The organism is Blastococcus sp. LR1, assembly GCF_020166105.1.
Taxonomy (GTDB): domain Bacteria; phylum Actinomycetota; class Actinomycetes; order Mycobacteriales; family Geodermatophilaceae; genus Blastococcus.
The window spans coordinates 133,168-157,455 of record NZ_JAIUJY010000003.1 but is presented as its reverse complement, the minus strand read 5'-3'; the positions used below and the strand labels follow the sequence as shown (position 1 = coordinate 157,455).

Sequence of the window (24,288 nt, the reverse complement as noted above, 5' to 3'; positions counted from 1 at the left end):
CGCGGGGAAGGCGCGCGCGAGACTCCGTACCGGCTGCGGTTCCGTGCAAGGTGGGCCCGCAGGCTCGCCATGCGGCGGTGCTCCGTTTCTTCTGTGAGCCGCCTACCGAGTTAGCTGACGGATTCGGGCGCAGAAGTAGCCCTACCCGCGCCGGTGCGGCGCAGGATTCACCCCAGTACTGCGGTGGGTCCCCGGTTCGCTCGCGGCTCGGGAGCAGCGGGCGATTCGGCGGCGCCCGGTGGACCTCCCCGGGTGGGGAGTGAGTGACCGGCCGGGCTCAGCCACGGTAACCAGTGTTATCCGTTCGTGACAATCCCCGGGGCTCAACTATCGGGCTGTGAGCCGAGTCGCTCCCCGGGTCAGGGCAGCCGCCAGACCGTCGTCCGGCGGACCCCCGGCCCTTCGGTGTCAGGCACCTCGTAGGTGGCCACGGAGCTCAGCCGGTCCTCGGGCAGGTACACCCGGCCGGGGTCGCCGATCAGCACCTCGGCCCCGCGGGCGCGGGCCGCCTCGAGGAAGGGCAGCACCCGGTCGGTCATCTCCCGGTCGTAGCAGACGTCGCCGGCCAGGATCACCGCGACGTCCGGCGAATCCCCGCCCAGCACGTCACCGACCGGCGTGATCCCCGCGGCGCCGTTCTCCTCTGCGTTGACCGCGATCGCGGTCAGTGCGAACGGGTCCACGTCGCTGGCCAGCACCTCGGCGGCGCCGGCCTTCACCGCGGCGACGGCGACCAGCCCGCTGCCCGCCCCGAGGTCCAGGACCCGGCCGCCCGCCACCACCTGCGGGTTGTCGAGCACGTACCGGGCGAGCGCCTGACCGCCGGGCCAGGCGGCCGCCCAGAACGGCGGATCGGTCGAGGTCCGCCCCTGCTCGGTCTCCATCGCCTCCCACAGGGCGACGACGTCGGCCGCGATCAGCAGCTCGACCTCGGGCACCAGCTCCGGGCGGACCGGGCGGGTGTGGGCGCGGATGAACTCCGGGGGGACGTCGGGCACCCGGTCAGTCTGCGGTGCCCGGCCTGCGCGGGGGGCCGGCGACCCTGCCGACCAGCCGCCAGTACCGCCCCGGCATCAGCCGCACGAGCACGTCGGGCACCTTCGCGCTCGCGCCGATGAGCAGCCGCGGACGGCGCTTCTCGATGGCCGTGACGATCTGAGCGGCGGCCTTCTCCGGCGGGATGCGGAGCATGCGCGAGAACTGCTTGCGCCCCTTCTCGTACTCCTCGGCGGAGACGCCGGAGCCGGTGCGGGCGGTCTCGGCGATGCGGGTCTTGATCCCGCCCGGGTGCACCACGGTGAGACCGACGCCGTCCTCGGCGAGCTCGTGCCGCAGCGACTCGCTGAACCCGCGCACGGCGAACTTGCTGGCCGCGTAGGCCACCTGGCCGGCCGGCGCGAAGATGCCGAAGACGCTGGACACGTTGACCACGTGCGCGCCCGGGTGCGACTTCAGCACCGGCAGCATCGCGTAGGTGAGCCGGACGACGGCGGAGAAGTTGATCGCCATGACCCAGTCGAAGTCCTCGAGGCTGACCTGGTCGAGCCGCCCGCCGAGGGCGACGCCGGCGTTGTTGACCAGCAGCGTCGTCTCGGGGTGCTCGGCCGCCAGCGTCTCGGCCAGGACGGCGGTCGCCTTCTCGTCGGAGAGGTCGACGACGTGCGTGACCACGCGCAGCGCGGGGTGCTCGCCCCGGATCCGCCCCGCCACGCCCTCGAGCCGCTCGGCGTCCCGGTCCACCAGGACCAGGTGGCTCTCCCGGCGGGCCAGGTCGAGCGCGAGCGCCTCGCCGATGCCGCTGGCCGCGCCGGTGAGAACTGCCGTGCCCCCGGCGAAGGTGCACTCGCGCATCACGCCACGACCGACGGGGCCGCGGCGGCCGGCACGGCGGCCTGCTTCTGGAAGGTCATGCCCTCGTCCTCCAGCGATCCACGCTTCATCATCCGCACGTCGAGGATGTAGTTCTGGTGCAGTCGCCACGGGGTGCGGCCGCCCTGCTTCGGCAGTCCGTCGAGGCTGCGCTGCACGTAGCCGGAGGCGAGGTCCAGGAAGGGTGCGTCGGCGCCCTCCGGCGGCGCGACCGGCGTCGCCGTGGCGAGGCCCTCGGCGTCCAGGTGGTCCAGCAGCCGGCACACGTAGCGGTTGACCAGGTCGGCCTTCAGCGTCCAGGAGGCGTTGGTGTAGCCGATGACCATGGAGAAGTTCGGCACGCCTGAGAGCATCATCCCCTTGTAGGAGACGGTCTCGGAGAGCTTCACCTCCGTGCCGTCCAGGTACAGCGTCATTCCGCCGACCGGCAGCAGGTTGAGCCCGGTCGCCGTGATGATCACGTCGGCCTCGAGGTGCTTGCCCGACTCCAGCTGGATCCCGGTCTCGTCGAAGTGCGCGATCCGGTCGGTGACCATGTCGGCCTTGCCCTTGCGCAGGGTGCGGAACAAGTCGCCGTCGGGCACCAGGCACAGCCGCTGGTCCCACGGGTTGTACGGCGGGTTGAAGTGCGTGTCGACGTCGAAGCCGGGCAGCTGCTTGACGGTCAGCCGGCGGATCAGGCCGCGCACCAGCGTGGGACGGCGACGGCTGAGCTGGTACAGCGCGGTGGAGGCCAGCACGTTCTTCCAGCGCACGATCGGATAGGTGAGCTTGTCGGGCAGCCGGTTCTTCAGCGCCTTGGCCAGCGGGTCGCGCCCGGGCAGCGACAGGATGTAGCTGGGCGTCCGCTGGAGCATCGTGACCTTGGCGGCCTGCTCGGCGAGATTGGGCACCAGGGTGACGGCGGTGGCGCCGCTGCCGATGACGACGACCTTCTTGCCCGTGAGGTCGAGGTCCTCGGGCCAGTGCTGCGGGTGGATCATCTGACCGGCGAAGCGCTCCTCGCCCTCGAAGCTCGGGCTGAAGCCCTTGTCGTAGCTGTAGTAGCCCGCGCAGGTGTGCAGCCAGTCGCAGGTGAGCTCGAGCGTCTCGCCGGTGTCGGTGCGCTCCACGGTCACGACCCAGCGGCTGTCCGCGCTCGACCAGTCCGCCGAGACCACCTTGTGGTGGTAGCGGATCTTGTCGGTGACGCCGTACTCCCGCGCGGTGTCCTCGATGTAGGAGCGGATGTCCGCGCCGTCGGCGATGGCCTTCGACTCCTTCCACGGCCGGAAGGCGTAGCCCAGGGTGAACATGTCCGAGTCCGACCGGATGCCCGGGTAGCGGAAGAGATCCCACGTGCCGCCCATGGCGGCCCGGGACTCCAGGACGGCGTAGCTGCTGCCGGGCCGCTCGGTCTCGAGGTGGCAGGCCGCACCGATGCCGGAGAGCCCCGCTCCGACCACCAGGACGTCCAGGTGTTCGCTCGTCATGTCCGCTCTCTCCGCTTGCTCGTCCGGCCGGAGCCGGGGACTGGTCGTCGCTGTCGCAGGACTCTGCGCCGCCGACCGTATCGACGCCTTGTCGAACGAGTCAACATGGTGTCGAGTTACGCAGGAGCAGCGGTTATCCTCCCTTGCTGTGTCGACTGCTCAGGGTGATGCCCCCGGCACCGGACGCGGCCGACGGCCCGTCCGGCCCTCTGGCGACGACCGGGAGCTGGCGATCCTCGCGACCGCGGAGCGCCTGCTCTCCGAGCGCTCCCTGGGGTCGATCTCGGTCGACGACCTGGCGCGCGGCGCGGGCATCTCCCGGCCCACCTTCTACTTCTACTTCTCGTCGAAGGACGCCGTCCTGCTGTCGCTGCTCGACCGGGTGGTGGCCGAGGCCGACAGCTCGATGCGGCAGGTCTTCGGCACGCCGGCCACCAGCGCCCGCGAGGGGTGGTCGCGCGCCATCACCGCCTACTACGAGACCTTCCGTCGGCACCGGGCGCTCACCGTGGCCTGGGCCGAGGCGCGGACGACCAACGCCGAGGTCCGGGCGCTGTGGTCCTCGGTCTTCGAGCGGTGGGTGCAGCAGTGCGCCGCCGCCATCGACGCCGAGCGCGCCCGCGGCGCGGCGCCGCAGGGCCTGCCCGCGCGCGACCTCGCGGTCGCGCTGACCTCCATGAACGAGCGGGTCCTCTACGCGACCTTCACCGGCGACGGCCCCTCGGTTCCCGAGTCCGACGTCGTCGACGTGCTGCTGGGCGTGTGGTTGTCAGCGGTCTACGGCGCCGTCGGGGACGTCTGACTCACAGCTGCACGGTCACAGGTCGACCGTGGCCAGCGTGCTGCCGGTGAGGCTGCCGAACCAGAGCCGGCCCTGCGCCTCGCGGACGCCGGTGAGCATCTCGAAGCCGGGGATCTCCCCGCTCAGCCGGTGCACCACGCGCCCCTCGGCGTCGACGGCCAGGACGCCGAGCGTCCGGCCGGGGCTGGGCTGCAGGCTCGGGGGCAGCTTGCTGAGCAGCACCCGCAGCGGCGCGGGGAGCCGGTGGATGACCGCCAGCGAGGAGACCCGGGGGCTGGGCAGGGTGATCCAGATCAGGCCGTCGGAGCCCAGGGCGATGTTGTCGGGATGCCCGGGCAGGTCGTCGACGAAGACCTCGCTCTCGCCGGCCCGCTCCCCCGTCAGCCAGACGCGCTGCACCCGGGCCGCGCCGGTCTCGGCGACGGCGACCCAGGACTCGTCCGGCGCCAGCGCCACCCCGTTGGCGAACTCCAGCCCGCCGAGCAGCTCGGTGACCATGCCGTCGGGGGTGCGCCGGAACAGCCGCCCGGTCGCCGTCCGCTGCACCAGGTCCGCGCGCCACTGCGGAATGCGGAAGCGCTGCGAGGAGTCGGAGAAGTAGATCGTGCCGTCGGCGGCCACCGCGGCGTTGTTGACCGCCTCGAGGGGACGCCCCTCCACCCGGTCGGCCAGCGTGCGGACGGCGCCGTCGGCCAGGGTGACCGCCAGCAGCCCGCCCTCGGACGAGCAGACGAGCAGCTCCCCCTCGCCGAGGAACTCCACGCCCAGCGGCCGACCCGGTACCCGCGCGACGGTCTCCACGGGCCCCTGCGGACCGGCCACGCGCACGATCCGGCCGTCGGCCAGGCCGGTGTACACCCGTCCGGCCCCGTCGACGAGGACGTCCTCCGGCCCCTCGCCGACAGTCACCACCGTGGTTCCGCTGAAGTCGCGCACGCCGTTCCTCCGCTCCGGCCCGCGGCTGCTCCGCAGGTCAGCGGCAGTGTGCACGACGTCCCGCAGGGGTCAGCGGGGTCCCGGGGCGAAGGCGTGCCCGCCGTGGCCGCTGCGGACCACCGTCACCGGACAGGCCGCGTGGTGGACCAGCTGGTCGCTGACCGAGCCGAGCAGGAGGCCGGCGAACCCGCCCTCGCCACGGGCCGCGACCACCAGCAGGTCGGCACCTTGCGCGGCAGCGAGCAGCGCCTTCACCGGCGAGCGGTGCACCACGTGGGCGGTGACGCGCACGGACGGGTCCACCGCCGCCGCGGCCACGTGCGCGGCGAGCTCGTCGGCGACCGCGCGCTCCCAGTCGGCCAGCGGCGGCACGGACCCCGGCTCCCAGCCGGCCGGCCGCGGTGCGGTCGGAAGGGACCAGCCCCGCACGACGTGCAGCTCCAGTCCGGCGCGGGCGGCCAGCCGGCCGGCCCACCCCAGTGCCTCCTGCGCCCACGTCGATCCGTCGTGCCCCACGACGATCCCGCCGTCGATCCGCACGTCCTCGTTCACCGCGTCCACGCCCGACCGCCTCTCGTCGTCCTCCGGTCGGAACAGGATCCCACCGGCGGCCGTCAGGCCGGAACCGGCTCCCCCGGGCCGCCGGCCAGGACGAGGTCGTCGGGGTCGGGCACGCCCACGGCGCGCAGCGCCTCCCCGAGCCGGTCGGCGAGCCCACGCAGCGTGGCCCGGACCTCCTCCCGCTGACGGTGCAGGTCGGCCAGGTCCGCGGCGATCCGGTCGCGCTCGGCGAGTGCCGCGGCAGCCTGCCGCTCGCGCTCCTCGGCCGCTTCCCGCGCCAGCGCCTCGGCGCCCCGGCCGGCCTGCGCGAGCAGCGCGGCGGCCTCCGCCCGGTCACGCTGGGCGTCGGACCGGAGCTGGTCGGCGACATTGCCGGCCAGCTCCCGGATCTCGTGTGCCTTCCGCAGTCGGGCGTCGGCCTCCAGGCGCGCGTCGGCGATGATCCGGCCGGCCTCGCTCTCGGCGGCGGCGAGAACCTCGGCGGCCTGGTCCTCCGCGAGCCGGAGGATCTCCCCCACCCGGTCGCTGACCACCGGGCGCGGATGCGGGCGCTCGGCCAGCAGTCGCCGGGAGATCTCCAGCTCGGCGGCGCCGGACACCAGGCGGTCCAGCAGGTGCTCCCGCTCCCGCTGCGCGGTGGCGAGCTCCCCCTCGGCCCAGGCGACGTAGTTGTCCACCTCGAGGCGGTCGTAGCCCCGGACCGATCCGCGGAAGGCGGGACGGTGGTCGAGCAGCGTCTCGAGCGCTCCGGCCGGACGCGGTGGGCCGGCCAGGGACTCCTCCGAGGGCGCCTCACCGTCCACGACACGGTTCTCGACGAACTCGACTTGTCGGACCGACCGCATGCGCCCCCCTGGGAAGTTAGGTGCCACCGAATCTGCCAGGCCGCTCCCGGAGGGTGCGGCACCGTGACTGAGCCGTGACCCGCCACGCCGGGCGCTCCGGTGGCGCCACGGCGGCGCGTGCCGGACCGACTACGCATCGCTGCCGGGGCTCTTCACCCCCATCCGGAGGAGCGGGCATAGGAGAGGGGGAGGCCGTGTTGCAGCGGGTGAGATAGTTGCACTCTCAACTAGCACGGAGGCGGACATGCAGTTCGGCATCTTCACGGTCAGCGACATCACGACCGACCCGACCACCGGCCGCACCCCCACCGAGGCGGAGCGGCTCCAGGCGGTCCTGACCATCGCGCAGAAGGCCGAGGAGGTCGGGCTCGACGTCTTCGCCCTGGGCGAGCACCACAACCCGCCGTTCTTCTCGTCCTCCCCCACCACGACGCTGGCGTGGATCGCGGCGAAGACCCAGAAGCTCCAGCTGTCGACCTCCACGACGCTGATCACCACCAACGACCCGGTGAAGATCGCCGAGGACTACGCGATGCTGCAGCACCTGGCCGGTGGCCGGGTGGACCTGATGATGGGCCGCGGCAACACCGGGCCCGTGTACCCGTGGTTCGGCCAGGACATCCGCAACGGCATCGAGCTGGCGGTGGAGAACTACGCGCTCCTGCGCCGGCTCTGGAGCGAGGACGTCGTCGACTGGCAGGGCAAGTTCCGCTCCCCGCTGCAGGGCTTCACCTCGACGCCCCGCCCGCTGGACGGCGTCGCCCCGTTCGTCTGGCACGGCTCGATCCGCAGCCCGCAGATCGCCGAGCAGGCCGCGTACTACGGCGACGGCTTCTTCTCCAACCACATCTTCTGGCCGGCCGAGCACACCCAGAAGATGGTCGAGTTCTACCGCCGCCGCTACGAGCACTACGGCCACGGCACCGCCGACCAGGCGATCGTCGGCCTCGGCGGGCAGGTGTTCATGCGCAAGAACAGCCAGGACGCCGTGAACGAGTTCCGGCCCTACTTCGACAACGCACCGGTCTACGGCCACGGCCCCTCGCTGGAGGACTTCAGCCGCGAGACCCCGCTGACCGTGGGCTCCCCGCAGCAGGTCATCGAGCGGACGCTCGGCTTCCGCGACTACGTCGGTGACTACCAGCGCCAGCTGTTCCTCATCGACCACGCCGGCCTGCCGCTCAAGACCGTGCTCGAGCAGCTCGACATCCTCGGCGAGGAGGTCGTGCCGGTGCTCCGCAAGGAGTTCGCCGCGCTCAAGCCGGCGCACGTGCCCGCCGCCCCGACCCACGCCTCCCGCGTGGCCGCGGCCGGCGGGGCGAAGGACGCGACGGTGCACGCCGGCGGCGACAGCGTCACCGGACAGGCCCCCGGGCGCACCGCGGAGGAGGCGATCCGATGAGCACCCGCACGCTCGCCGTCGTCAGCGCCGGGCTGAGCAACCCCAGCTCGACCCGGCTGCTGGCCGACCGGCTGACCGCGGCCGCCCAGGCCGCGCTCACCGGGCGCGGCATCACCGCCACCGTCGAGGTCGTGGAGCTGCGCAAGCACGCCCGCGACCTGGCCGACAACCTGCTCACCGGGTTCCCGAACGAGTCGCTGCGGGGTGCGGTGGACACCGTCGTCGGCGCCGACGGGCTGATCGCGGTCACCCCGGTCTTCTCGGCGTCCTACAGCGGGCTGTTCAAGACGTTCTTCGACGTCCTGGACAAGGACTCGCTGACCGGGAAGCCGGTGCTCCTGGGCGCCACGGCGGGCACCGCGCGGCACTCCCTGGTGCTCGAGCACGCCATGCGCCCGCTGTTCTCCTACCTGCGGGCCACCGTGGCGCCGACCGCGGTGTTCGCGGCGTCGGAGGACTGGGCCGGCGGCGACAGCGGCACCCCTGCCCTCACCGGTCGGGTGCGCCGCGCCGCCGAGGAGCTCGCCGACCTGGTCGCCGGTCGCCCGCCGGCGGCCCCGGCCGACCCGTTCGCCGATCCGACGACGTCGTTCGAGGACCTCCTCAAGGGCCTGTGACCAGCAGTTGATCATCGTCTGCCTGCCCGCCCGGACGGCGCGTCGAGCCGGCGCCACGCCCGAGACGGGCACGTGGACGACGATCGATTCCGAGGGCGGAGCCTTCAGCCGGCGGCGGTCGGCGAGGGCGGCGCACTGCCGCCCCGCGGCGACTCCCCCGCCATGATCGCGGCGATCGCGCTGCGGTCGGCCGCCGACGGCAGCCCCCACCCCGGCTCGTAGCCGTACACCTCGTCCAGCGGCCGCGACTCGGTCCGGCCGGTGAGCACCTCGACCGAGCCGGTGTCGATCAGCCCCGGGTGCTCGACGCCGCAGGCCTCGGAGACCTTGAGCAGATCGCGCCGCAGGGTGCGCACGTAGTTGGCGAGTCGGACCGACTTCAGCGCCGGGTCCAGTCCGTGGGCCAGCCAGGCGTTCTGCGTCGCGACGCCGGTCGGGCAGGTGTCGGTGTGGCACTTCTGCGCCTGGATGCAGCCGATGGCCAGCATCGCCTCGCGGGCGATGTTGACCAGGTCGCAGCCCAGCGCGAAGGCGACGACGGCGTTGTCGGGCAGACCCAGCTTCCCGCCGCCGACGAAGACGACGTCCTCGGCCAGCCCTGCTCGCGCGAAGGTGCTGTACACCCGGGCGAAGCCCAGCTGGAAGGGCAGCGACACGGAGTCGGTGAAGATCAGCGGCGCCGCTCCGGTCCCGCCCTCTCCGCCGTCGATGGTCACGAAGTCGACGCCGCGCCCGGTGGTGGCCATGAGCGCGGTCAGCTCCTCCCAGAACACCATGTCGCCGACGGCGGACTTGATCCCCACCGGCAGCCCGGTCGCGTCGGCGAGGAGCTCCACCCAGTCCAGCAGGCTGTCGACGTCGGAGAACTCCGCGTGGCGGGACGGGCTGACGCAGTCGACCCCCTGCGGCACCCCCCGGGCAGCAGCGATCTCCGCCGACACCTTGGCCGCCGGCAGCACTCCGCCCAGACCCGGCTTGGCGCCTTGGCTCAGCTTGATCTCCAGCGCCCGCACCGGGGCGCCGGCCACCAGGTCCACCAGCCGCTGCAGGTCGAAGCGGCCGTGCTCGTCCCGGCAGCCGAAGTACGCGGTGCCGATCTGGAGGACCAGCTCGCCGCCGTGCCGGTGGTGGGCGGACAGCCCGCCCTCCCCCGTGTTCTGCAGGCAGCCGGCCAGAGCCGCACCCCGGTTGAGCGCCTCCACCGCGGCGCCCGACAGCGACCCGAAGCTCATCGCCGACACGTTGACCACGGAAGCCGGACGGAACGCCTTCGCCCGGCCGCGGGCCGCGCCCAGCACCTTGGCGCACGGCAGCTCGACGTCGGAGCCGGCCTCGACGTGCGAGGCCGGCACCGCACGGCCGAACGTGCGGTGCTTGATGACCGGGTACCCGGCCGTGTACTCGAGGTCGTTGTCGGTGCCGAACCCGAAGTAGTTGTTCTCCTGCTTGGACGAGGCGTAGACCCAGCGCCGCTGGTCCCGGGTGAACGGCCGCTCCTCGTTGTTCCCGGCGACGAGGTACTGGCGCAGCTCGGGGCCGATGGCCTCCAGCAGGTAGCGCGCACGCCCCACCACGGGGAAGTTGCGGAGGACGGTGTGCTCGCGCTGCAGCAGGTCTCGCGCGGCGACCGCCGCGACCGCGGAGAGCCCGGCGGCGGCCACCCGCGAGATCCGGTTCATGGGCCTGAGGGTCCCAGCGGCCGGCCCGCTGGGACAGCCCCTCCGGCGCGCCGGGTCAGAGGAACAGGCTGAGGACCAGGGCGATGAGGAAGCCGATAGTGCCCAGCAGGGTCTCCATCACCGTCCAGGTCTTCAGCGTCGTCTTCTCGTCCATCCGGAAGAAGCGGCTGACCAGCCAGAAGCCGGAGTCGTTCACGTGCGAGAGCACGGTGGCGCCGCCGGCGATCGCGATGACGATCAGCGCGAGGTCGATCGACGACAGCCCGGAGGACGCCTCCACCACCGGTGCCATCAGCCCGGCCGCCGTCGTCAGCGCGACGGTGGCGGAGCCCTGAGCCACGCGGAGCAGCACCGACACCACGAACGCGGCGACGATCACCGGGAGCCCGATGTCCCCGAGGACGTCGGCCAGCGCGGTGCCGATGCCGCTGGCGCGCAGCACGCCGCCGAACATGCCGCCGGCACCGGTGATCAGGATGATCGCGCAGACCGGCCCCAGGGCGCTGTTCACGATCGACTCCACCTGGGCGCCGCTCTCCCCGCGCCGCAGCCCCAGCACCACGCTCGCCACCAGCACGGTGATGAGCAGGGCCACCGGCGTCGCGCCGATCAGCTGCCCGGCGCGCACGACGAACGACTCCTCGTCCACCGTGCCGTTGGCGGCCAGGGTGCTCAGCCCGGTGTTGAGGAAGATCAGCACCAGCGGCAGCAGCAGGATGCCGACGACGGTGCCGAAGCGCGGCGGCGCCGGCCGGGTCGCCGTGGTGGTCCCCGACGAGGCGATGCCCGGCGAGGTCCCCTCGACCGACGGGTCCGGGGTGTCGTCGAGCGCATTGCCGCCGCTGAGGATGTCGGGCACGGCGACGTCGTACCGGCGTCCGGCCCACAGGCCGAACAGGTAGCCGCCGAGGTACCAGGTCGGCAGGCCGACGAGGAGCCCGAAGACCAGCACCAGGCCGATGTCCGCGCCGATCAGCTCCGCGGCGGCGACCGGTCCGGGGTGCGGCGGGACGAACGCGTGCATCACGGCGAAGGCGCCGGCCACCGGCAGGCCGTAGGTCAGCAGCGACCCGCCCAGCCGCAGCGCGACGGTGAAGACGATCGGCAGGAAGACGACCAGCCCGGCGTCGAAGAAGATCGGGAAGCCGAAGAGCAGCGCGGCGACGCCGAGGGCCAGCGGCGCCCGCCTCTCGCCGAACCGCCGGATGAGGCTGTCGGCCAGCACCTGCGCCCCGCCGCTGTGCTCGAGCAGCCGGCCGAGCATCGCGCCGAGCCCGACCAGCAGCGCCACTCCGGCCAGCGTGCTGCCGAAGCCGGTGGTCAGCGTGGTGACGACGTCCTCGAGCGGGATCCGGGTGGCCAGCGCGGTGAGCAGGCTGACCAGGACCAGCGCCAGGAAGGCGTGCAGCTTCAGCTTCATGATCAGGAACAGCAGGACGCCGACCGCCGCCGCCGCGATCAGCAGCAGCGGCCCGGCGCTCAGGACGGGTTCGACCTCGGGCATGGGTTCCTCCTCGGGTGGTTCAGCCGGTCCGGTCCGGGCTGGTGAGCCCGTCGAGGGTGCTGAGGACGTCGGCCAGGGCGGTGGTGGACCGGGTGACGAGCGGACGCAGCCGGGCGTAGACCTCGACGTCGGCCGGGTCGGGCAGCACCGGATCGCCGACCGCGACCAGCTCGGTCGCCGCCTCGAGGTCGGGCAGCGCACCGAGCGCGTGCAGCCCCAGCAGGCCGGCGCCGAGCCCCGCGCCCTCGGGTGAGTCGGCGACCCGCACCGGCAGGTCCAGCGCCGCGGCCAGCGTCCGCAGCCACAGCCGCGAGGAGACCGAGCCTCCCGTGGCGCGCACCTCGCGCACCGGCAGCCCGGTGGCGGCGAACGCGTCGCCCACCAGGGCGAGCTGCTGGCAGACCCCCTCGACCGCCGCGCGCACCAGGTGCGGACGGCGGTGCTCGCGGCGCAGGCCGAGATAGGCGCCGCGCAGTCCGGGCCGCCACCAGGGCGCGCGCTCGCCGAGCAGGTAGGGCAGGCAGAGCAGCCCGGAGCTGCCCGCCGGAACGCCCTCGGCCTCGGCCAGCAGCTGCGCGTCGAGGTCGTCGGCCGCCTCGCCCTCGGGGTCGGGCCCGCCGTCGTCGGCCATCGCCCGGGAGGCCCAGCGCACGACCGACCCGGCGTTGTTCACGGCTCCCCCGACGACCCAGCGGTCGTCGGTCAGGGCGTAGCAGAACAGCCGGCGCTCGGGATCGACCACCGGCGCAGGGACGACGACGCGCATGGCGCCGCTGGTGCCCAGAGAGACGGCGGCGACATTCTCGCGGACGGCTCCGATGCCCAGGTTGGCCAGCACGCCGTCGGAGGCGCCGATCACCACCGGGAGCCCGGCCGGCAGCCCGGTAGCCGTCGCCGCCTCGCGGGTCAGCCCGTCGAGCACCGTCGTCGTCGGCAGCACCTCGCCGAGCTGGCCGGGCACGACGCCGGCGACGTGCAGCGCCTCGTCGTCCCAGCGCCCGGCGTGGATGTCGTAGAGCCCGCTGGCCGAGGCGCAGGACCGGTCGACCACGTGCGCGCCGGCCACCAGGGCGGCCACGACGAGCTCCTTGACCCCGCCCCACCGCGGCGTGCCGATGACCCGGTCGGGGTCCTGCCCGAGCTCCCAGGCCAGCTTCAGCAGCGGCGACATGGGGTGCACCGGGGTGCCGGTGCGCGCGTGCAGCCCGGCGGCGCGGCCGTCGGCCTGCAGCACGGCGGCCTGCTCGGCGGCGCGGTCGTCGGCCCAGGTGACCAGCGGCCCTCGCGGCACCCCGGCGCCGTCCATGGGCACCAGCCCGTGCATGGCCGCGCTCAGCGAGATGCCGACGACGACGTCCCCGCGCTCGCGCGCCCGGGCGGCGACCTGCGCGAGGGCCTCGATCGCCGCGCCCTGCAGCCGGACGGCGTCCAGCTCCGCCCGGCCGGGCCCGGGCACCTGCAGCGGATAGCCGACGCTGGCGACGTCCCGGACGCGCCCGTCGATCCCCGCCGTGACCGCCTTCGTGGCCGTCGTCCCCGAGTCGAGCCCGACGACGACGTCCACGACACTCCCCCGACGGTCCGGCTGCTGGGCGCGATCATGCTCGCCCCGGAGGCCGAGCGGCAAACGCGGGCCGCCGGATCAGCTCGGGTCAGGCGTCCGGACGCCGCCGGATCACGTAGCGCCGGGCGTGCCAGTGCGTCTCCGGCTCGTCGACCGCGGCCGCCTCGACGACCTCGGCCCCGTGCACGGCGACCAGCCCGGCCACCCGCTCCTCGGAGACGCCGGTCATCCGCATCGGCGCGGGGTAGCCGAGCAACCGGCGCTGCGCCCAGCGGATCAGCGGTGCCGGGGCCACCCGCCACACCAGGCCGCGGGCCGTCCGCATCGGTCGCGTGGGGCAGTGCACGACGGCCACGCCACCCGGGCGCAGCACGCGCGCGAACTCGGTCAGGTAGGTCTCCAGGACCTCGCGCGGCAGGTGCTGCAGCACGCGCTCGGTGTAGACGAGGTCGAAGTGCCCGTCGGGGAAGGACCGGAGGTCGGGGTCCTCGTTGAGCACGAAGGAGATGCGGCCTCCGCTGCGGTCCAGACCGCGGGCCGTCTCCAGCATCGGCGCCGCCACGTCCAGCCCGACGACCTCGCCGGCGTGCTCCGCCAGCGCCTGGCTCAGCCGCCCGGCGCCGCAGCCGAAGTCGAGGACGCGGTTCCACGACGTCGGCAGACCGAGCCGCCGCAGCTGGTCGCGGGCGACCCCGACGTCGCGCCGGCCGAGCTCGAGGAACGCCTCGGCGTCCCAGCGCCCGCCCCGCTTGTCGGGGTCCACCAGGACCGCCCAGAGCGGGTCCTCCGCCCCCAGCGTGGTCCAGTCCTTGCGCACCTGCTCGAAACTCATCGCACCCGCCGCTCTCCTGGACCTCGACCGCGGACCGTACCGGCCCGGTCCCGGCGGTTCCAAGCCCCGGACGGGTGCACTCACCGGTACGCGGAGCCGCCCCGCAGCCGTGCGCGGACGGCGACGTGCAGCGGAGCCAGGACGACGCCGTCGCGCGCGAGCCGGGACCGCAGCTGCCGGCGATGGCGGATGACCCCCGCCAGCCCGATCGCCCAGAACAGGTACTGGACGGAGAAGGCCGCCCGGAAGGCGTCCAGGTCGTAGTCGGTGGAGCCCCCGGGCGTGAGCACGTCGAGCACCGCCCCCACGGCCAGGATGGTGAGCAGCGAGGCCACGAAGCCACCGACGTTGACCACGCCGCTGGCGCTGCCGTGCCGCTCCACGGGGTTCTCGGTGCGGGCGTAGTCGAAGCCGATCATCGAGCCGGGCCCGTTGGTGCCCAGCACGACGACGAGCAGGACCAGCAGCCACAGCGGCGCGCGCCCCGGCCACAGCAGGACCACGGTCCACGCCGTCACCGTCGCGAGCAGGATCGAGAAGACGAGCACCGACCGGCGCAGCGGCCAGCGCGCGCAGAGCCGCCCCAGGGCCGGGCCGACGCCCATGCCGACCAGGACCAGCAGCGTGAGCAGGGCGGCCGCCGTCCCCGGCGTCAGCCCCTGGCCGACCACGAGGAACGGATAGCCCCACAGCAGCGCGAAGACGGTGCCGGAGAACTGGGTGACCAGGTGCGTGTAGAGGCCGATGCGGGTGCCGGGCTCGCGCCAGGTGTCCAGCAGCCCCTGCCGGAGCTCGGCCATCCCGGGGGCCACCGGGCGGGGCGTCCCGGCCGGGGCGTCGCGCAGGGCCACCAGCACGAGGACGGCGACGAGCACGCCGGTCGCCGCGGCACCGAGGAACGTCGTCGGCCAGGACGTCGAGTGCAGCAGCGTCACCAGCGGATAGGCGGCCACGATCGAGCCGATCTGCCCGAGGATGCCGGTCAGCTGGGTGATCAGCGGCGCCGCCGACCCGGGGAACCAGAAGGAGATGACCCGCAGCACGCTGATGAACGTCATCGCGTCCCCGGCGCCGACCAGGACCCGGGCGGCGATCGCGGTCGGCACGTCGCCGGCCAGCGCCAGGACCAGCTGTCCCGCGGCCATGGTCACCGCGCCGGCCAGGATCATGCGGCGGGAGCCGAAGCGGTCCAGTGCCACGCCGACCGGCACCTGGAGCGCGGCGTAGACGGCCAGCTGCAGCACCAGGAACAGCGAGACCGCCGACGCGCCGGCCGAGAAGCGCTCCTGGGCCTCGACCGCGGCCACCCCGAGCGAGGACCGGTGGAACACCGCCACGCCGTACGCCAGCAGGGCGATGAGCCACATCGCGTACGCGCGGGCCGGGATGCGGGTTCCGGGCGCAGAGGTCACCTGGGGACGACGCCCTGCGGGCCCCGACACTTCCGCCGCGGGGAATGAGATGCATCACCGACCAGTGATGCACAACTAGAGTTCCTCGCCGATGGACAAGCTGGTCGACCTCACCGACGACCCGGCGGTGGACGACGGCCACCGCCGCGGCCGGATCCTCTGGGCGCTCGCGACCTGCATGGCCGAGAAGGGCTACCAGGCGACCACCATCTCCGACATCGCCCGCGAGGGCCGGGTGTCGAAGACGATCGTCTACGCGCACTTCCAGGACAAGGAGCAGTGCCTCCTCGAGCTCTACACCCGCGCCAACGACAAGGTGCTCGACACCGTTCGCCAGGCGCAGGAGCAGGCCCGGGCGGGAGGCCTGGCCTGGCGGGCCCGGCTGCGGGCGGGCATCGGGGCCTACCTGCAGACGCTCGCCGCCGGGCCGACGGTGGCCTGGGCGGCGCTCGTCGAGGTGCAGGCCGCCGGCCCCCGGGCGCGCGAGCTGCGGCGCGAGGTGCTCGACCGCTACGTCGACCTGATCTGCGAGGTCGCGGACGGGCTGGCCCGCGAGCTCCCCGACGAGGTGCGCCCGGTGGACCGGCAGCTGGTGCTCGCCGCCGTCGGGGGCATCAACGAGCTGATGCTCGTGCGGGTGGAGAACGGGGAGACCCACCGGCTCCCGGACGACGTCGACGACGCGACCTCCGTCGTCGTCGGCCTGCTGGAGCGGCGCCCCCAGCTGTCGTGACCACCCGGGTGCCGCCGGGCCCTTCCCGGCGTCACCCTCCTCGGTGACCGGCTGCGGTCGTGCGGCCGATCTCGTGCCCTGCGCCCCCTAGAATCGCCGACCATGGCTGCCTCGACGATCGCTGCTCGCGTCGCGCGTCACACGCGCAACCGAGGCGTCCTGCCGGTGCTCACCGACTGTCTCGCGTGGGGCGCCCGCTGGGCCGTGGGCCGGCCCCTCGCCGGACGCCCGGCCACGGCGACCTTCGCCCACGACGGATCCGTGCACTCCTACCTCCGCCATCCCTACAACTGGACCTGGCTGAACGAGCGGGCCGTCGAGGTCCCCCTTGCCGCGGCGGTCCTGGCGGGCGCCGGAGGACAGCGGGTTCTCGAGGTGGGCAACGTCCTGGCCCACTACCAGCACGTCGCGCACACGGTGGTGGACAAGTACGAGCAGGCGCCGGGCGTGCTCAACGAGGACGTCGCCGAGCTCACGCTGACCGGGCCCTACGACCTGATCCTCGCCGTCAGCACGCTCGAGCACGTGGGTCTGGACGAGGACGTGCGGGATCCCGACAAGCCCGCCCGGGCGATCGCCCGGCTGACCGCCCTCCTGGCTCCCGGTGGGCGGCTGTGGTGCACGTTCCCCGTGGGCTACAACCCGGATCTCGACCGCCAGCTGCGCTCCGGCGAGCTCGGGTTCACCCGCCTGTCGGCACTGCGCCGTACGGGCCCGGCCAACCGCTGGGAGCAGGTTCCCCTCGAGTCCGTCTGGGACGTCGACTACGACTGGCTGCTGTACACCGCGCACGCGGTCGTCGTGGCCGAGCTGACCCGCTGACCCCGTGACCGCGTCCGCGGCGCTGGAGGGCGGGCCGGTCGCTCGAGTCGAGCGCACCTACCCCGCCCTGGACGGGCTGCGTGCCGTCGCCGCCCTGGCCGTCCTGGTGCACCACGCCTCCTACTGGAGCGGGGACCACAGCGACGACGTCCTCGGCCGGACCTTCTCCCGGCTGGACGTCGGCGTCGCCGTCTTCTTCGTCCTCTCGGGGTTCCTGCTGTCCCGCCCGCTGTTCCAGGCGGCCGCCGAGGGGCGGCCGGCGCCCCGGACCGCGGCCTACCTCTGGCGACGCGCCCTGCGCATCCTGCCCGCGTACTGGCTCACGATCGCCGCGGCCCTCCTCCTGCTCCCGAGGAACGAGGGGGTGGGCCCGGACACCTGGATCCGTCATCTCACCTTCACCCAGTACTACGGGGACGGGTGGTTCGGGGACGGGCTCAGCCATGCCTGGAGCCTGGCCACCGAGGTCGCCTTCTACCTGGTGCTCCCGTTCGTCGGCGCCGGTCTGGTCGCCCTCAGCAGGAGGAGCCCCGGGCGCCCCGTCCGTGCGCTGGTCGCACTCGGGGCCGCGACCCTGGGCAGCCTGGCGTGGACGGCCTGGACCTGGACCAGCCGGCCCACCATCGGCGCGACGGACCTCTGGCTGCCCGCGTACGCCGGGTGGTTCGCCGCCGGCCTGGCCCTGGCGCTGCTGACCGTCTCCTCCCCCTCGTGGGGGCCGGTGCGGGTGGCGCACGAGCTGGGCCGGAGCCTGCCCACCTGCTGGGCGGCCGCGGGTGCCCTGTTCTGGATCGCCAGCAGCCAGATCGCCGGCCCGATCGACCTGGCCGCTCCCACGCCGGGGCAGGCCGTGCTCCGCAAGGCCCTGTACCTCGCGGTGGGCCTGCTGCTCGTGCTGCCGCTGGTCTTCGGGAACCAGCGCGACGGGGTCACCCGGCGGGTTCTGGCCGGCCCTGCGGCCCGGTTCCTCGGGGAGATCTCCTACGCGCTGTTCCTTGTCCACCTGGTGGTGATCGCCGGGGGCTACGCGCTCTTCGACGTCGCGCCGTTCTCCGGCAGCCTCTTCCTGGTGCTCGTGCCGACCCTGGTGGTCTCCCTGGTGGTCGCGGTCGCCGTCTACTGGCTGGTCGAGCGGCCGCTGCGCCGGTGGCGCGGCCTGGTGGCCGACCCGGCGTCGTCGACCAGCAAGCGGGCCAGCAGCGCGGCGAGCGCGACCAGCACGAGCGTCTGAGTCGCCACCTCGGGCCCGGCGCGGCCCAGGGTGAGCGTCACGGCGCCCGCTGCCACGAGCGCGCCCGCGGCCATCGCGGGTAGCACCCACCGGCGGCCCTGACCCGCGACCTGCCCGAGCACGCCCGCGACGACGAGGGCGACGAGGGCGACCGGGCCCCCGACCAGGGCCATGCCGAGGACCGCCACGGCGGCGGTGCCGAGACCCGCGCGCGACCGGCCGCACCGGGCCGGCCGTGCGGAGCGCCGTGCCGGAACGAGCAGGACGAGGATGAGCAGCAGGACCGCGCCCGCGCCGGTCAGGAGGGCCGTCCGGTAGGTGTCGCCCGGCTCGAAGCGCAGGAGGACCTCACCGGCACCCCCGGCCGGGAGCACGTACGCCTGCTGCCAGCCGTCGACCGTGCGCTCGTCCAGCACCTCGCCGTCCAGGGTGGCCACCCACCCGGGGTTGACGTTCTCCGGCAGGACCAGCAGCGCCGGCTCCGTGCGCGCGGGCACCTGCAGGTCCCGCGCCTCCGCCTCCCACCGGGTGGCGGGGACGTCCGCGCGCCGCACGGGCGCCGCCCCGTCGGCGTCGATCCGGATGAGTTCGGCCGACACCACGCCGAAGACGTCGGTGCTCTCCGCGCGGAACCGATGATCCCCGGGCGCCAGGAGCACCGGTCCGCTGCCGCAGATCTCCACGTCGAACGGTTCCAGCGCGCGCAGACCACCGAGCGTCGTCCGCACCGAGGTCTCCAGCCGCCTGCCGTCGAGCTGCACGACCGGGCCCTGTCCGCACGGGAGGGCGACGGACGCTGCGGGGTCGCCGACGCCGCGACCGACGATCTCGAGCTCGGAGACGCCCACCCCGAGGGTCGTGGCCGCGCGGCTGTACGGGTCGTAGGAACGGATCTCGTCCACCAGCGGAAAGGTGATCGTCACGGATGTGGCCGTCAGCGCCGGGAACTCGGCCCAGCCGTCCTCGTCGAGGTCGGCACGCCGTTCGAGACCGTCCGCGGCGATCGACACCGCGAGCGGGCGGGAGACCGCGGTCTCCGGTTCGACGACCACCCGGAGCCGGTCGACGGTCTGCGGCGTCGCCCACCTCATCGTCAGGGTCGGGCGGGGGTCGTCGGGATCGGCCATCCAGGCGGTGTCCCGGTCCCCGTCCATGGCCGCGTCGGCTCCCGCACGCGGGTCGGGGACCAGCGAGCTGGAGGCGGTCAGGACCTGGCCGTACGGCCGGGCGAGGCCACCGATCAGGTCGTCCAGTTCCGGCCCCGGACGGGGCACTACGGTGACGCCCACCTCGTGGTCGGCCTGCTCGAGCACGTGGAAGGTGCGGTCGAGCCCGATCGGCTCCTCGGCGGCCCTCGCCAGGGAGGGCGCACAGCGCGGGCGGTCGCTCTCGGCGAGCACGCAGCCGGAACCGGCGGTGCGGGAGGCGTCGAAGACGTAGGCCGATGCCGGCTCCACCGGTTCCGGCGTGACCACCGATCGCGAGACGTCCAGCCCGTCGATCTCGACCTCGGCCAGGTGCGGGATCTCGGTGGTCAGGCCGCCCGGGCCGGGCACCTCGATGGTGAGCCGCCGGGTCGGGCCGTCGGGCAGGAGCAACCGCTGCGGGTCGGGGGTGTCGGCCACGTCCACGGTGCGCTCTCCGCTGTCCGTGCGCACGATCAGGGAGTCGGGCCGGTCCCCGCCGAGCCGGACCGTCACCGCAGGGGCCTCGAAGGTCCGGCCGGTCTCGATCCGCCACCAGACCGGCTGCGCCTCACCGAGCCGGTTGGCCGGCCGCCACGCGCTCTCCGGATCGCCGTCCAGGGCGGCGTAGGGATGGGCGGAGGTGTCGGTACCGCCGAAGCTGGCGGCGTCCGCGGCCGAGCTGGACGCGGAGACGTCTGCGCCGTCGATCCGGACGACGCTCTCCCCCAGCTCCCAGCCGGGGTAGAGGTAGTCGCGCTGCGGACCCTCCAGGGTCAGCGCGTCCTTCCGCCCGAGCCCGGCCGACGCCGCCTCGTTGATCCGCCCGAACGTCCGCTCGCGCCGGAGCTGCGCATCGCTGACCAGCACGGGGCCGGTCGCGGGCACCTCGGGCTGCGCGAGCAGGGCGGGCCGCCCCGAGAGCAGCTGCCGTTGCTCGAGGGCGAGGATGCCGTCCGGGCCGCCCTGCACCGTCACCGCGCTGCTCAGCGGCACCGTGAAGGCACGCGGAGCGGGGTCGCGGACCTCGTAGATCTCCACGGCCGGGCGCGGGGAGACCAGGTGGGCGTCCAGCACCCGCCCGAGGAAGGTGGTGCTGGACGGGAAGTCCGGGCCGAACCGCGCCACCCGGCGGATGCCGGGCGAGTCCGCCAGCGCCTTGCGGACCTGGACGGCCCGGGTCACGCCGGGCATGCCCGGCTCGAGGTCGTTCCGCAGCACCAGGTGCGAGATCCCGGCCCGTGCCAGGTAGCGCGTCAACGCCGGGGACCCCGATGCGCCGGCCAGGACGTCCTCGATCTCGTCGAGCATGCGGATGTGCGCCGACGGGGTCAGCGGCACCGCACCGCGCACCTCCCACGGCGACCGGGCGAGCGGCTGCATCGGCTCGTCCGCCGGCGTCCCCCAGGCGTACGTGCCGAACGAGGACCCGGGCACCAGGAGGGCCCGGCCCTCCGGCTGCGAGGCGGCCAGCCACTGGGCCGTCTGCGTCCAGTACGGCGGCACACCGTCGAAGCCCGTGGGCGGCGCCAGCCGGCCGCCGATCGCCGGGGATGCGGTGGCGACCAGGGCGACGGCGACGATCGGGACGGCGAGCCGTCGGCCGTGGCGAGCCAGTCGGCCGGCACGCGTGACGACGATCGGGTCACGGGACCGGGCGGGCCGGGCGCACAGGACCGCCACGCCGAGCGCCAAGGGCAGCCGGAGCACGGGATCGAACTTGTGCACGTTGCGCAGCGGGGCCAGCACACCGTCCAGCGCGCTGTGCAGTTCCGGGGCGAAGAACCCCTCGACCAGGCCTCTGTGCCCGGCGGTCACCAGCACCAGCCCGGTCAGGATCCCCAGGACGATCCAGCGGCGCTCGGTCATCCTCGCCGACATCAGGCCGAGCACGCCGGCGGTCAGCAGCACCAGGGTGCCGAGAACGGGGAGCGCGTCGTGCACCAGCGCCCAGCCGGTGGGCCACAGGGGCCCGTCCGCGTCGGCCAGGTAGGCCACCCACTGCGTGGTGCCACGCAGCGCCGAGAACAGGCCGGTGGGCGCCGTGGTGGTGCCGGCCGTCTCGATGTAGTCCAGGAACGGGGGGCTGTACTGCCGCAGCAGCAGCAGCGGCCCCGCCCACCAGGTGGTGGCCAGCGCCACCGACACGGCCCACCAGGCCATCAACCGCCGGCGGCGGGCGCCGGCCGGCCGGGTCAGCAGCCACAGGGCGGCCAGCGGCAGCACCGCGGCCGTCGCCACGGCGTTCACACCTCCCACGCAGAAGACCGCGAGCCCGGAGAGAGCCGCGGCGCGACGCGGCGAACCGCGCGTGCTCCCGATGACGAGCGGGAGCAGCACCCAGGGAGCGAGGGCCATCGGGAGCACCTCGATCGACGTCGCCCCCAGACCGGTGAGCATCCGCGCCGACAGGGCGTAGGCCAGCCCAGCGACGAGCCGGGACGTCGGGGTACCGAGCCTCAGCTGCCGCGCCAGCAGCACGACGCCGAGGAAGGCCGCCGAGAGGAGCAGCGCGAGCCACAGCCGCTGGACGACCCACACCGGGATGCCGAGCGAGGAACCCAGGCCGAAGAACGGGCCCATCGGGAACAGGTAGCCGTACGCCTGGTTCTGCACCTGGCCGGCGAACCCCGTGGGCTCCCACAGGTGCAGGGCGCGGGCGAGGAATCCCCACGGGTCGACCGCGAGGTCGAGCTTCGTGTCGGGAATGATGCGCCCCGGCTGCTGGGACAGCGCCAGGCCGACGAAGGCCAGGCACACCGTCGCCAGCCGGATCCGCCACATCATGCGGCTGCCGGCGGCCCGCCCGGCCTCGGCATCTGCCGGCCCCGGAGGATCCACGGAGCCCGCCGGACTGTGTCCGGCGGGCTCCGTGGTGACAGCGCTTGCCATGGGTCCTTACTACGGGGAGATCCTCCCCGCCGAGGTCAACGCGTGGCGTCCTGCAGCTGCGTGTTGTCGACGGAGTGGGCCGACCGGGTGGCCCCCGGAGCACGCAGGGCGAGGAACAGCCCGCCGGCGAGCGCCAGGAGGCCGAGCAGCAGGAGGACCAGCGGCAGGACGTTCTTGATCAGGTTGATCTTCCCCGCGGTGTCCTCGGCACGCTCGACGCCGGCGGCGATCGTCTCGTCAGTGCCCGAGAACGAGCCGGCCAGCACCGTCGCACCGATCGTGCCGTCCGGGCCCCGCAGGACCGTCTTCGGCTCCTCGGACGCGGTCACCTGCACACCGCTGGTGGGCTCGATGTACATCGTCCGCTCGTTGCTGTAGACGATCTCGGCCTGGACGGTGTCCTCGTCGGACCCGACCAGGTTGCCGGGGACGCTGGTCTCGCGGATGACGGTCTCGGGCACGGTCTGGACGAACTTGTAGACCTCGAGGCCCTCGAGCTCCTCGACGGACTCGAACCGCGCCGGGAAGGCCTGACCGGTCGTCGCGTTGAAGACGTCGTAGTCCCGCTTCTCGGTGCCGAACGGGAAGGTCAGCGTCAGACCCTCGATCGAGCGCCCGCGGTCGTAGTCGATCTGATCGGATTCGCACTCGACGGCGACGGCCTCGAGCCGGTCGATGCAGACGCGGTAGGTCGAGGCGTTCAGCAGCTCGCCGTCGGTGTCGGTCATGGTGGAGCCGAAGCTCCAGACGGCGACGTCCTCGCTGGCGTCCTCGGCCTCGGGGTCACCCTGGACGCGCTGCTTCACGGTGGCCTCCAGGCCGCGCAGCTGGCGCATCTGCGACAGGTCGAGGAAGTCGACGTCGGTGCCCTTCGCCGTGGGGCTGGCGGTCTGGTCCAGCGGGAGACGGACGAGCGTGTCCACGAGGACGAGGCGGACCAGGAGAGCTGCGACGAGCAGGAATGCTCCCAGCCCGACCAGGCCCAGCCCGATGGCACGACGGCGCATGGCGAAGGTCCTCCAAGATCAGCGCGACAGCTCCGACGGCATCGCGGCGCGCGTCACACTACTGGCCAGTAGCCCCAGATCAACAGGGCGGTACGCCCTGTTACCACCGCGTCGAGCCGGAATAGGCTCATTCCGCGGCGTGCACGGGACGGCAAATCACCCGAATGGCGGAACCGAGCCTGGTACGGGCAGGTACTGGAGAACTCGAACATTTCTGCGTCGGCTCGACACAGCTATCTCCTGCGCATCACCAGCACCAGGTTCCACGCGACGACCTCGCGCAGCCCGGGCACCGCGATGACCCACCGCGCCCACCAGGGGTGGTAGCGGGGATAGGTCGCGACGACATCGACGTCGGGGCACTGGCGGGCCCAGCGGATCGCGGCCCCCACCGAGACGGCGAAGAGGCTCTCCCCGAACCGGTTCTTCGGCTCGGCGCCCGTGCGCCGGAGGAACCGTCGCCGCGCGTACCGGCCGCCCAGGTAGTGCCACGGCCCGGTCTCGTGACCGCCGTGCGGTGACCACCAGGGCGTGAACGACAGGTAGACCGTGCCCCCGGGTCGCGTCACCCGCACCATCTCCGCCGCCATGACCCACGGATGCGGCACGTGCTCGAGCACGTTGGACGAGTAGCAGACGTCGACGGCTCCGGTACGCACCGGCAGCGCCTCTCCGCTCCCCCGCACCGTCCCCGGCTCGGGCGCGCCGCGGGCGACCATCTCGCCCGCGTCGGGCTCGAGCCCGACGTAGTGGGCGCCGGCGCGACGGAACTCCTGGGCGAAGTACCCGGGCCCGCCGCCGACGTCGAGCACCGTGGCGCCGGCCAGGGAGACGTGCTCGACCAGCTGCGCCACCGAGTCCTCGGCAAGGGTCCCGTAGAAGAGGTCGGGGTCGGACTGCTCCCGGAGGAATACCCGGAACAAC

Annotated in this window: 20 protein-coding genes and 1 riboswitch; of the genes, 6 read left to right on the top strand and 14 right to left on the bottom strand. The window is 73.7% G+C overall.

Features of this window, described 5'->3' with window-relative positions; all coding sequences use genetic code 11:
• Positions 1-84: 84 nt before the first annotated feature.
• Positions 85-241, bottom strand: a riboswitch (cyclic di-AMP (ydaO/yuaA leader).
• A gap of 118 nt (positions 242-359) precedes the next feature.
• The 3 genes from LBW97_RS09465 to LBW97_RS09455 are packed head-to-tail and all read right to left on the bottom strand — an operon-like array spanning position 360 to position 3,341.
• Positions 360-998 (bottom strand): methyltransferase, encoded by a 639-nt coding sequence (locus LBW97_RS09465; protein ID WP_224499173.1) that lies wholly within the window; start codon positions 996-998, stop codon positions 360-362.
• A 4-nt stretch (positions 999-1,002) separates the two neighbouring features.
• Positions 1,003-1,851, bottom strand: coding sequence for an SDR family oxidoreductase (locus LBW97_RS09460; RefSeq protein ID WP_224499172.1), 849 nt, complete (start codon positions 1,849-1,851; stop codon positions 1,003-1,005).
• Positions 1,851-3,341, bottom strand: a complete 1,491-nt coding sequence (locus LBW97_RS09455) for an NAD(P)/FAD-dependent oxidoreductase (protein ID WP_224499171.1) — start codon at positions 3,339-3,341, stop codon at positions 1,851-1,853. Before LBW97_RS09455 ends, LBW97_RS09460 begins: the two co-directional genes overlap by 1 nt.
• 148 nt (positions 3,342-3,489) lie before the next feature.
• Here LBW97_RS09455 and LBW97_RS09450 point away from each other — a divergent pair, with 148 nt between their 5' ends.
• Positions 3,490-4,143 (top strand): TetR/AcrR family transcriptional regulator, encoded by a 654-nt coding sequence (locus LBW97_RS09450; protein ID WP_224499170.1) that lies wholly within the window; start codon positions 3,490-3,492, stop codon positions 4,141-4,143.
• Positions 4,144-4,158: 15 nt separating this feature from the next.
• Here LBW97_RS09450 and LBW97_RS09445 read toward each other — a convergent pair whose 3' ends face one another.
• The 3 genes from LBW97_RS09445 to LBW97_RS09435 all read right to left on the bottom strand — a co-directional run bounded on the left by LBW97_RS09445 (position 4,159) and on the right by LBW97_RS09435 (position 6,443).
• Positions 4,159-5,079, bottom strand: a complete 921-nt coding sequence (locus LBW97_RS09445; RefSeq protein ID WP_224499169.1) for an SMP-30/gluconolactonase/LRE family protein — start codon at positions 5,077-5,079, stop codon at positions 4,159-4,161.
• A gap of 69 nt (positions 5,080-5,148) precedes the next feature.
• Positions 5,149-5,640 (bottom strand): universal stress protein, encoded by a 492-nt coding sequence (locus tag LBW97_RS09440; protein WP_224499168.1) that lies wholly within the window; start codon positions 5,638-5,640, stop codon positions 5,149-5,151.
• A gap of 53 nt (positions 5,641-5,693) precedes the next feature.
• Positions 5,694-6,443 (bottom strand): DivIVA domain-containing protein, encoded by a 750-nt coding sequence (locus LBW97_RS09435; RefSeq protein ID WP_224499167.1) that lies wholly within the window; start codon positions 6,441-6,443, stop codon positions 5,694-5,696.
• Positions 6,444-6,729: 286 nt separating this feature from the next.
• On the opposite strand from LBW97_RS09435, the gene LBW97_RS09430 reads away from it, so the two are divergent.
• Together LBW97_RS09430 and LBW97_RS09425 are read left to right on the top strand one after the other, a co-directional pair.
• Positions 6,730-7,887 (top strand): LLM class flavin-dependent oxidoreductase, encoded by a 1,158-nt coding sequence (locus LBW97_RS09430; protein ID WP_224499166.1) that lies wholly within the window; start codon positions 6,730-6,732, stop codon positions 7,885-7,887.
• On the top strand, positions 7,884-8,504 hold the full coding sequence (locus LBW97_RS09425; RefSeq protein WP_224499165.1) for an FMN reductase: 621 nt from the start codon (positions 7,884-7,886) through the stop codon (positions 8,502-8,504). The genes LBW97_RS09430 and LBW97_RS09425 overlap by 4 nt, the downstream gene beginning before the upstream one ends.
• 104 nt (positions 8,505-8,608) lie before the next feature.
• Here the strand turns inward: LBW97_RS09425 and LBW97_RS09420 are convergent, their stop codons facing one another.
• The 5 genes from LBW97_RS09420 to LBW97_RS09400 form a co-directional block, all read right to left on the bottom strand.
• Positions 8,609-10,183: an FMN-binding glutamate synthase family protein gene (locus LBW97_RS09420; RefSeq protein ID WP_224499164.1), complete on the bottom strand. Its 1,575-nt coding sequence runs from the start codon at positions 10,181-10,183 to the stop codon at positions 8,609-8,611.
• Between the two features lie 55 nt (positions 10,184-10,238).
• On the bottom strand, positions 10,239-11,687 hold the full coding sequence (locus LBW97_RS09415) for a GntP family permease (RefSeq protein WP_224499163.1): 1,449 nt from the start codon (positions 11,685-11,687) through the stop codon (positions 10,239-10,241).
• Between the two features lie 19 nt (positions 11,688-11,706).
• Positions 11,707-13,251: a gluconokinase gene (locus tag LBW97_RS09410; RefSeq protein WP_224499162.1), complete on the bottom strand. Its 1,545-nt coding sequence runs from the start codon at positions 13,249-13,251 to the stop codon at positions 11,707-11,709.
• 88 nt (positions 13,252-13,339) lie between these two features.
• Positions 13,340-14,083, bottom strand: a complete 744-nt coding sequence (locus LBW97_RS09405) for a class I SAM-dependent methyltransferase (RefSeq protein WP_224499161.1) — start codon at positions 14,081-14,083, stop codon at positions 13,340-13,342.
• An 80-nt stretch (positions 14,084-14,163) separates the two neighbouring features.
• Positions 14,164-15,495, bottom strand: coding sequence for a nitrate/nitrite transporter (locus LBW97_RS09400; RefSeq protein WP_224499160.1), 1,332 nt, complete (start codon positions 15,493-15,495; stop codon positions 14,164-14,166).
• A gap of 91 nt (positions 15,496-15,586) precedes the next feature.
• Between LBW97_RS09400 and LBW97_RS09395 the strand changes: the two genes are divergently transcribed.
• From LBW97_RS09395 to LBW97_RS09385, 3 genes are all read left to right on the top strand, one after another.
• Entirely contained in the window at positions 15,587-16,228 is a 642-nt protein-coding gene (locus tag LBW97_RS09395; protein ID WP_224499159.1) for a TetR/AcrR family transcriptional regulator, read from the top strand.
• 102 nt (positions 16,229-16,330) lie between these two features.
• Positions 16,331-17,050: a class I SAM-dependent methyltransferase gene (locus LBW97_RS09390; RefSeq protein WP_224499158.1), complete on the top strand. Its 720-nt coding sequence runs from the start codon at positions 16,331-16,333 to the stop codon at positions 17,048-17,050.
• Between the two features lie 4 nt (positions 17,051-17,054).
• Entirely contained in the window at positions 17,055-18,281 is a 1,227-nt protein-coding gene (locus tag LBW97_RS09385; protein ID WP_224499157.1) for an acyltransferase, read from the top strand.
• Here the strand turns inward: LBW97_RS09385 and LBW97_RS09380 are convergent.
• The 3 genes from LBW97_RS09380 to LBW97_RS09370 form a co-directional block, all read right to left on the bottom strand.
• Positions 18,167-22,306: an alpha-(1->3)-arabinofuranosyltransferase gene (locus LBW97_RS09380; protein WP_224499156.1), complete on the bottom strand. Its 4,140-nt coding sequence runs from the start codon at positions 22,304-22,306 to the stop codon at positions 18,167-18,169. The genes LBW97_RS09385 and LBW97_RS09380 overlap by 115 nt on opposite strands.
• An 86-nt stretch (positions 22,307-22,392) precedes the next feature.
• Positions 22,393-23,364: a DUF3068 domain-containing protein gene (locus LBW97_RS09375; RefSeq protein WP_224499155.1), complete on the bottom strand. Its 972-nt coding sequence runs from the start codon at positions 23,362-23,364 to the stop codon at positions 22,393-22,395.
• 233 nt (positions 23,365-23,597) lie between these two features.
• The gene (locus LBW97_RS09370; RefSeq protein WP_224499154.1) at positions 23,598-24,287 is read right to left on the bottom strand and encodes a bifunctional 2-polyprenyl-6-hydroxyphenol methylase/3-demethylubiquinol 3-O-methyltransferase UbiG; all 690 of its coding nucleotides are present in this window, start codon (positions 24,285-24,287) and stop codon (positions 23,598-23,600) included.
• Between the last annotated feature and the right edge of the window lies 1 nt (position 24,288).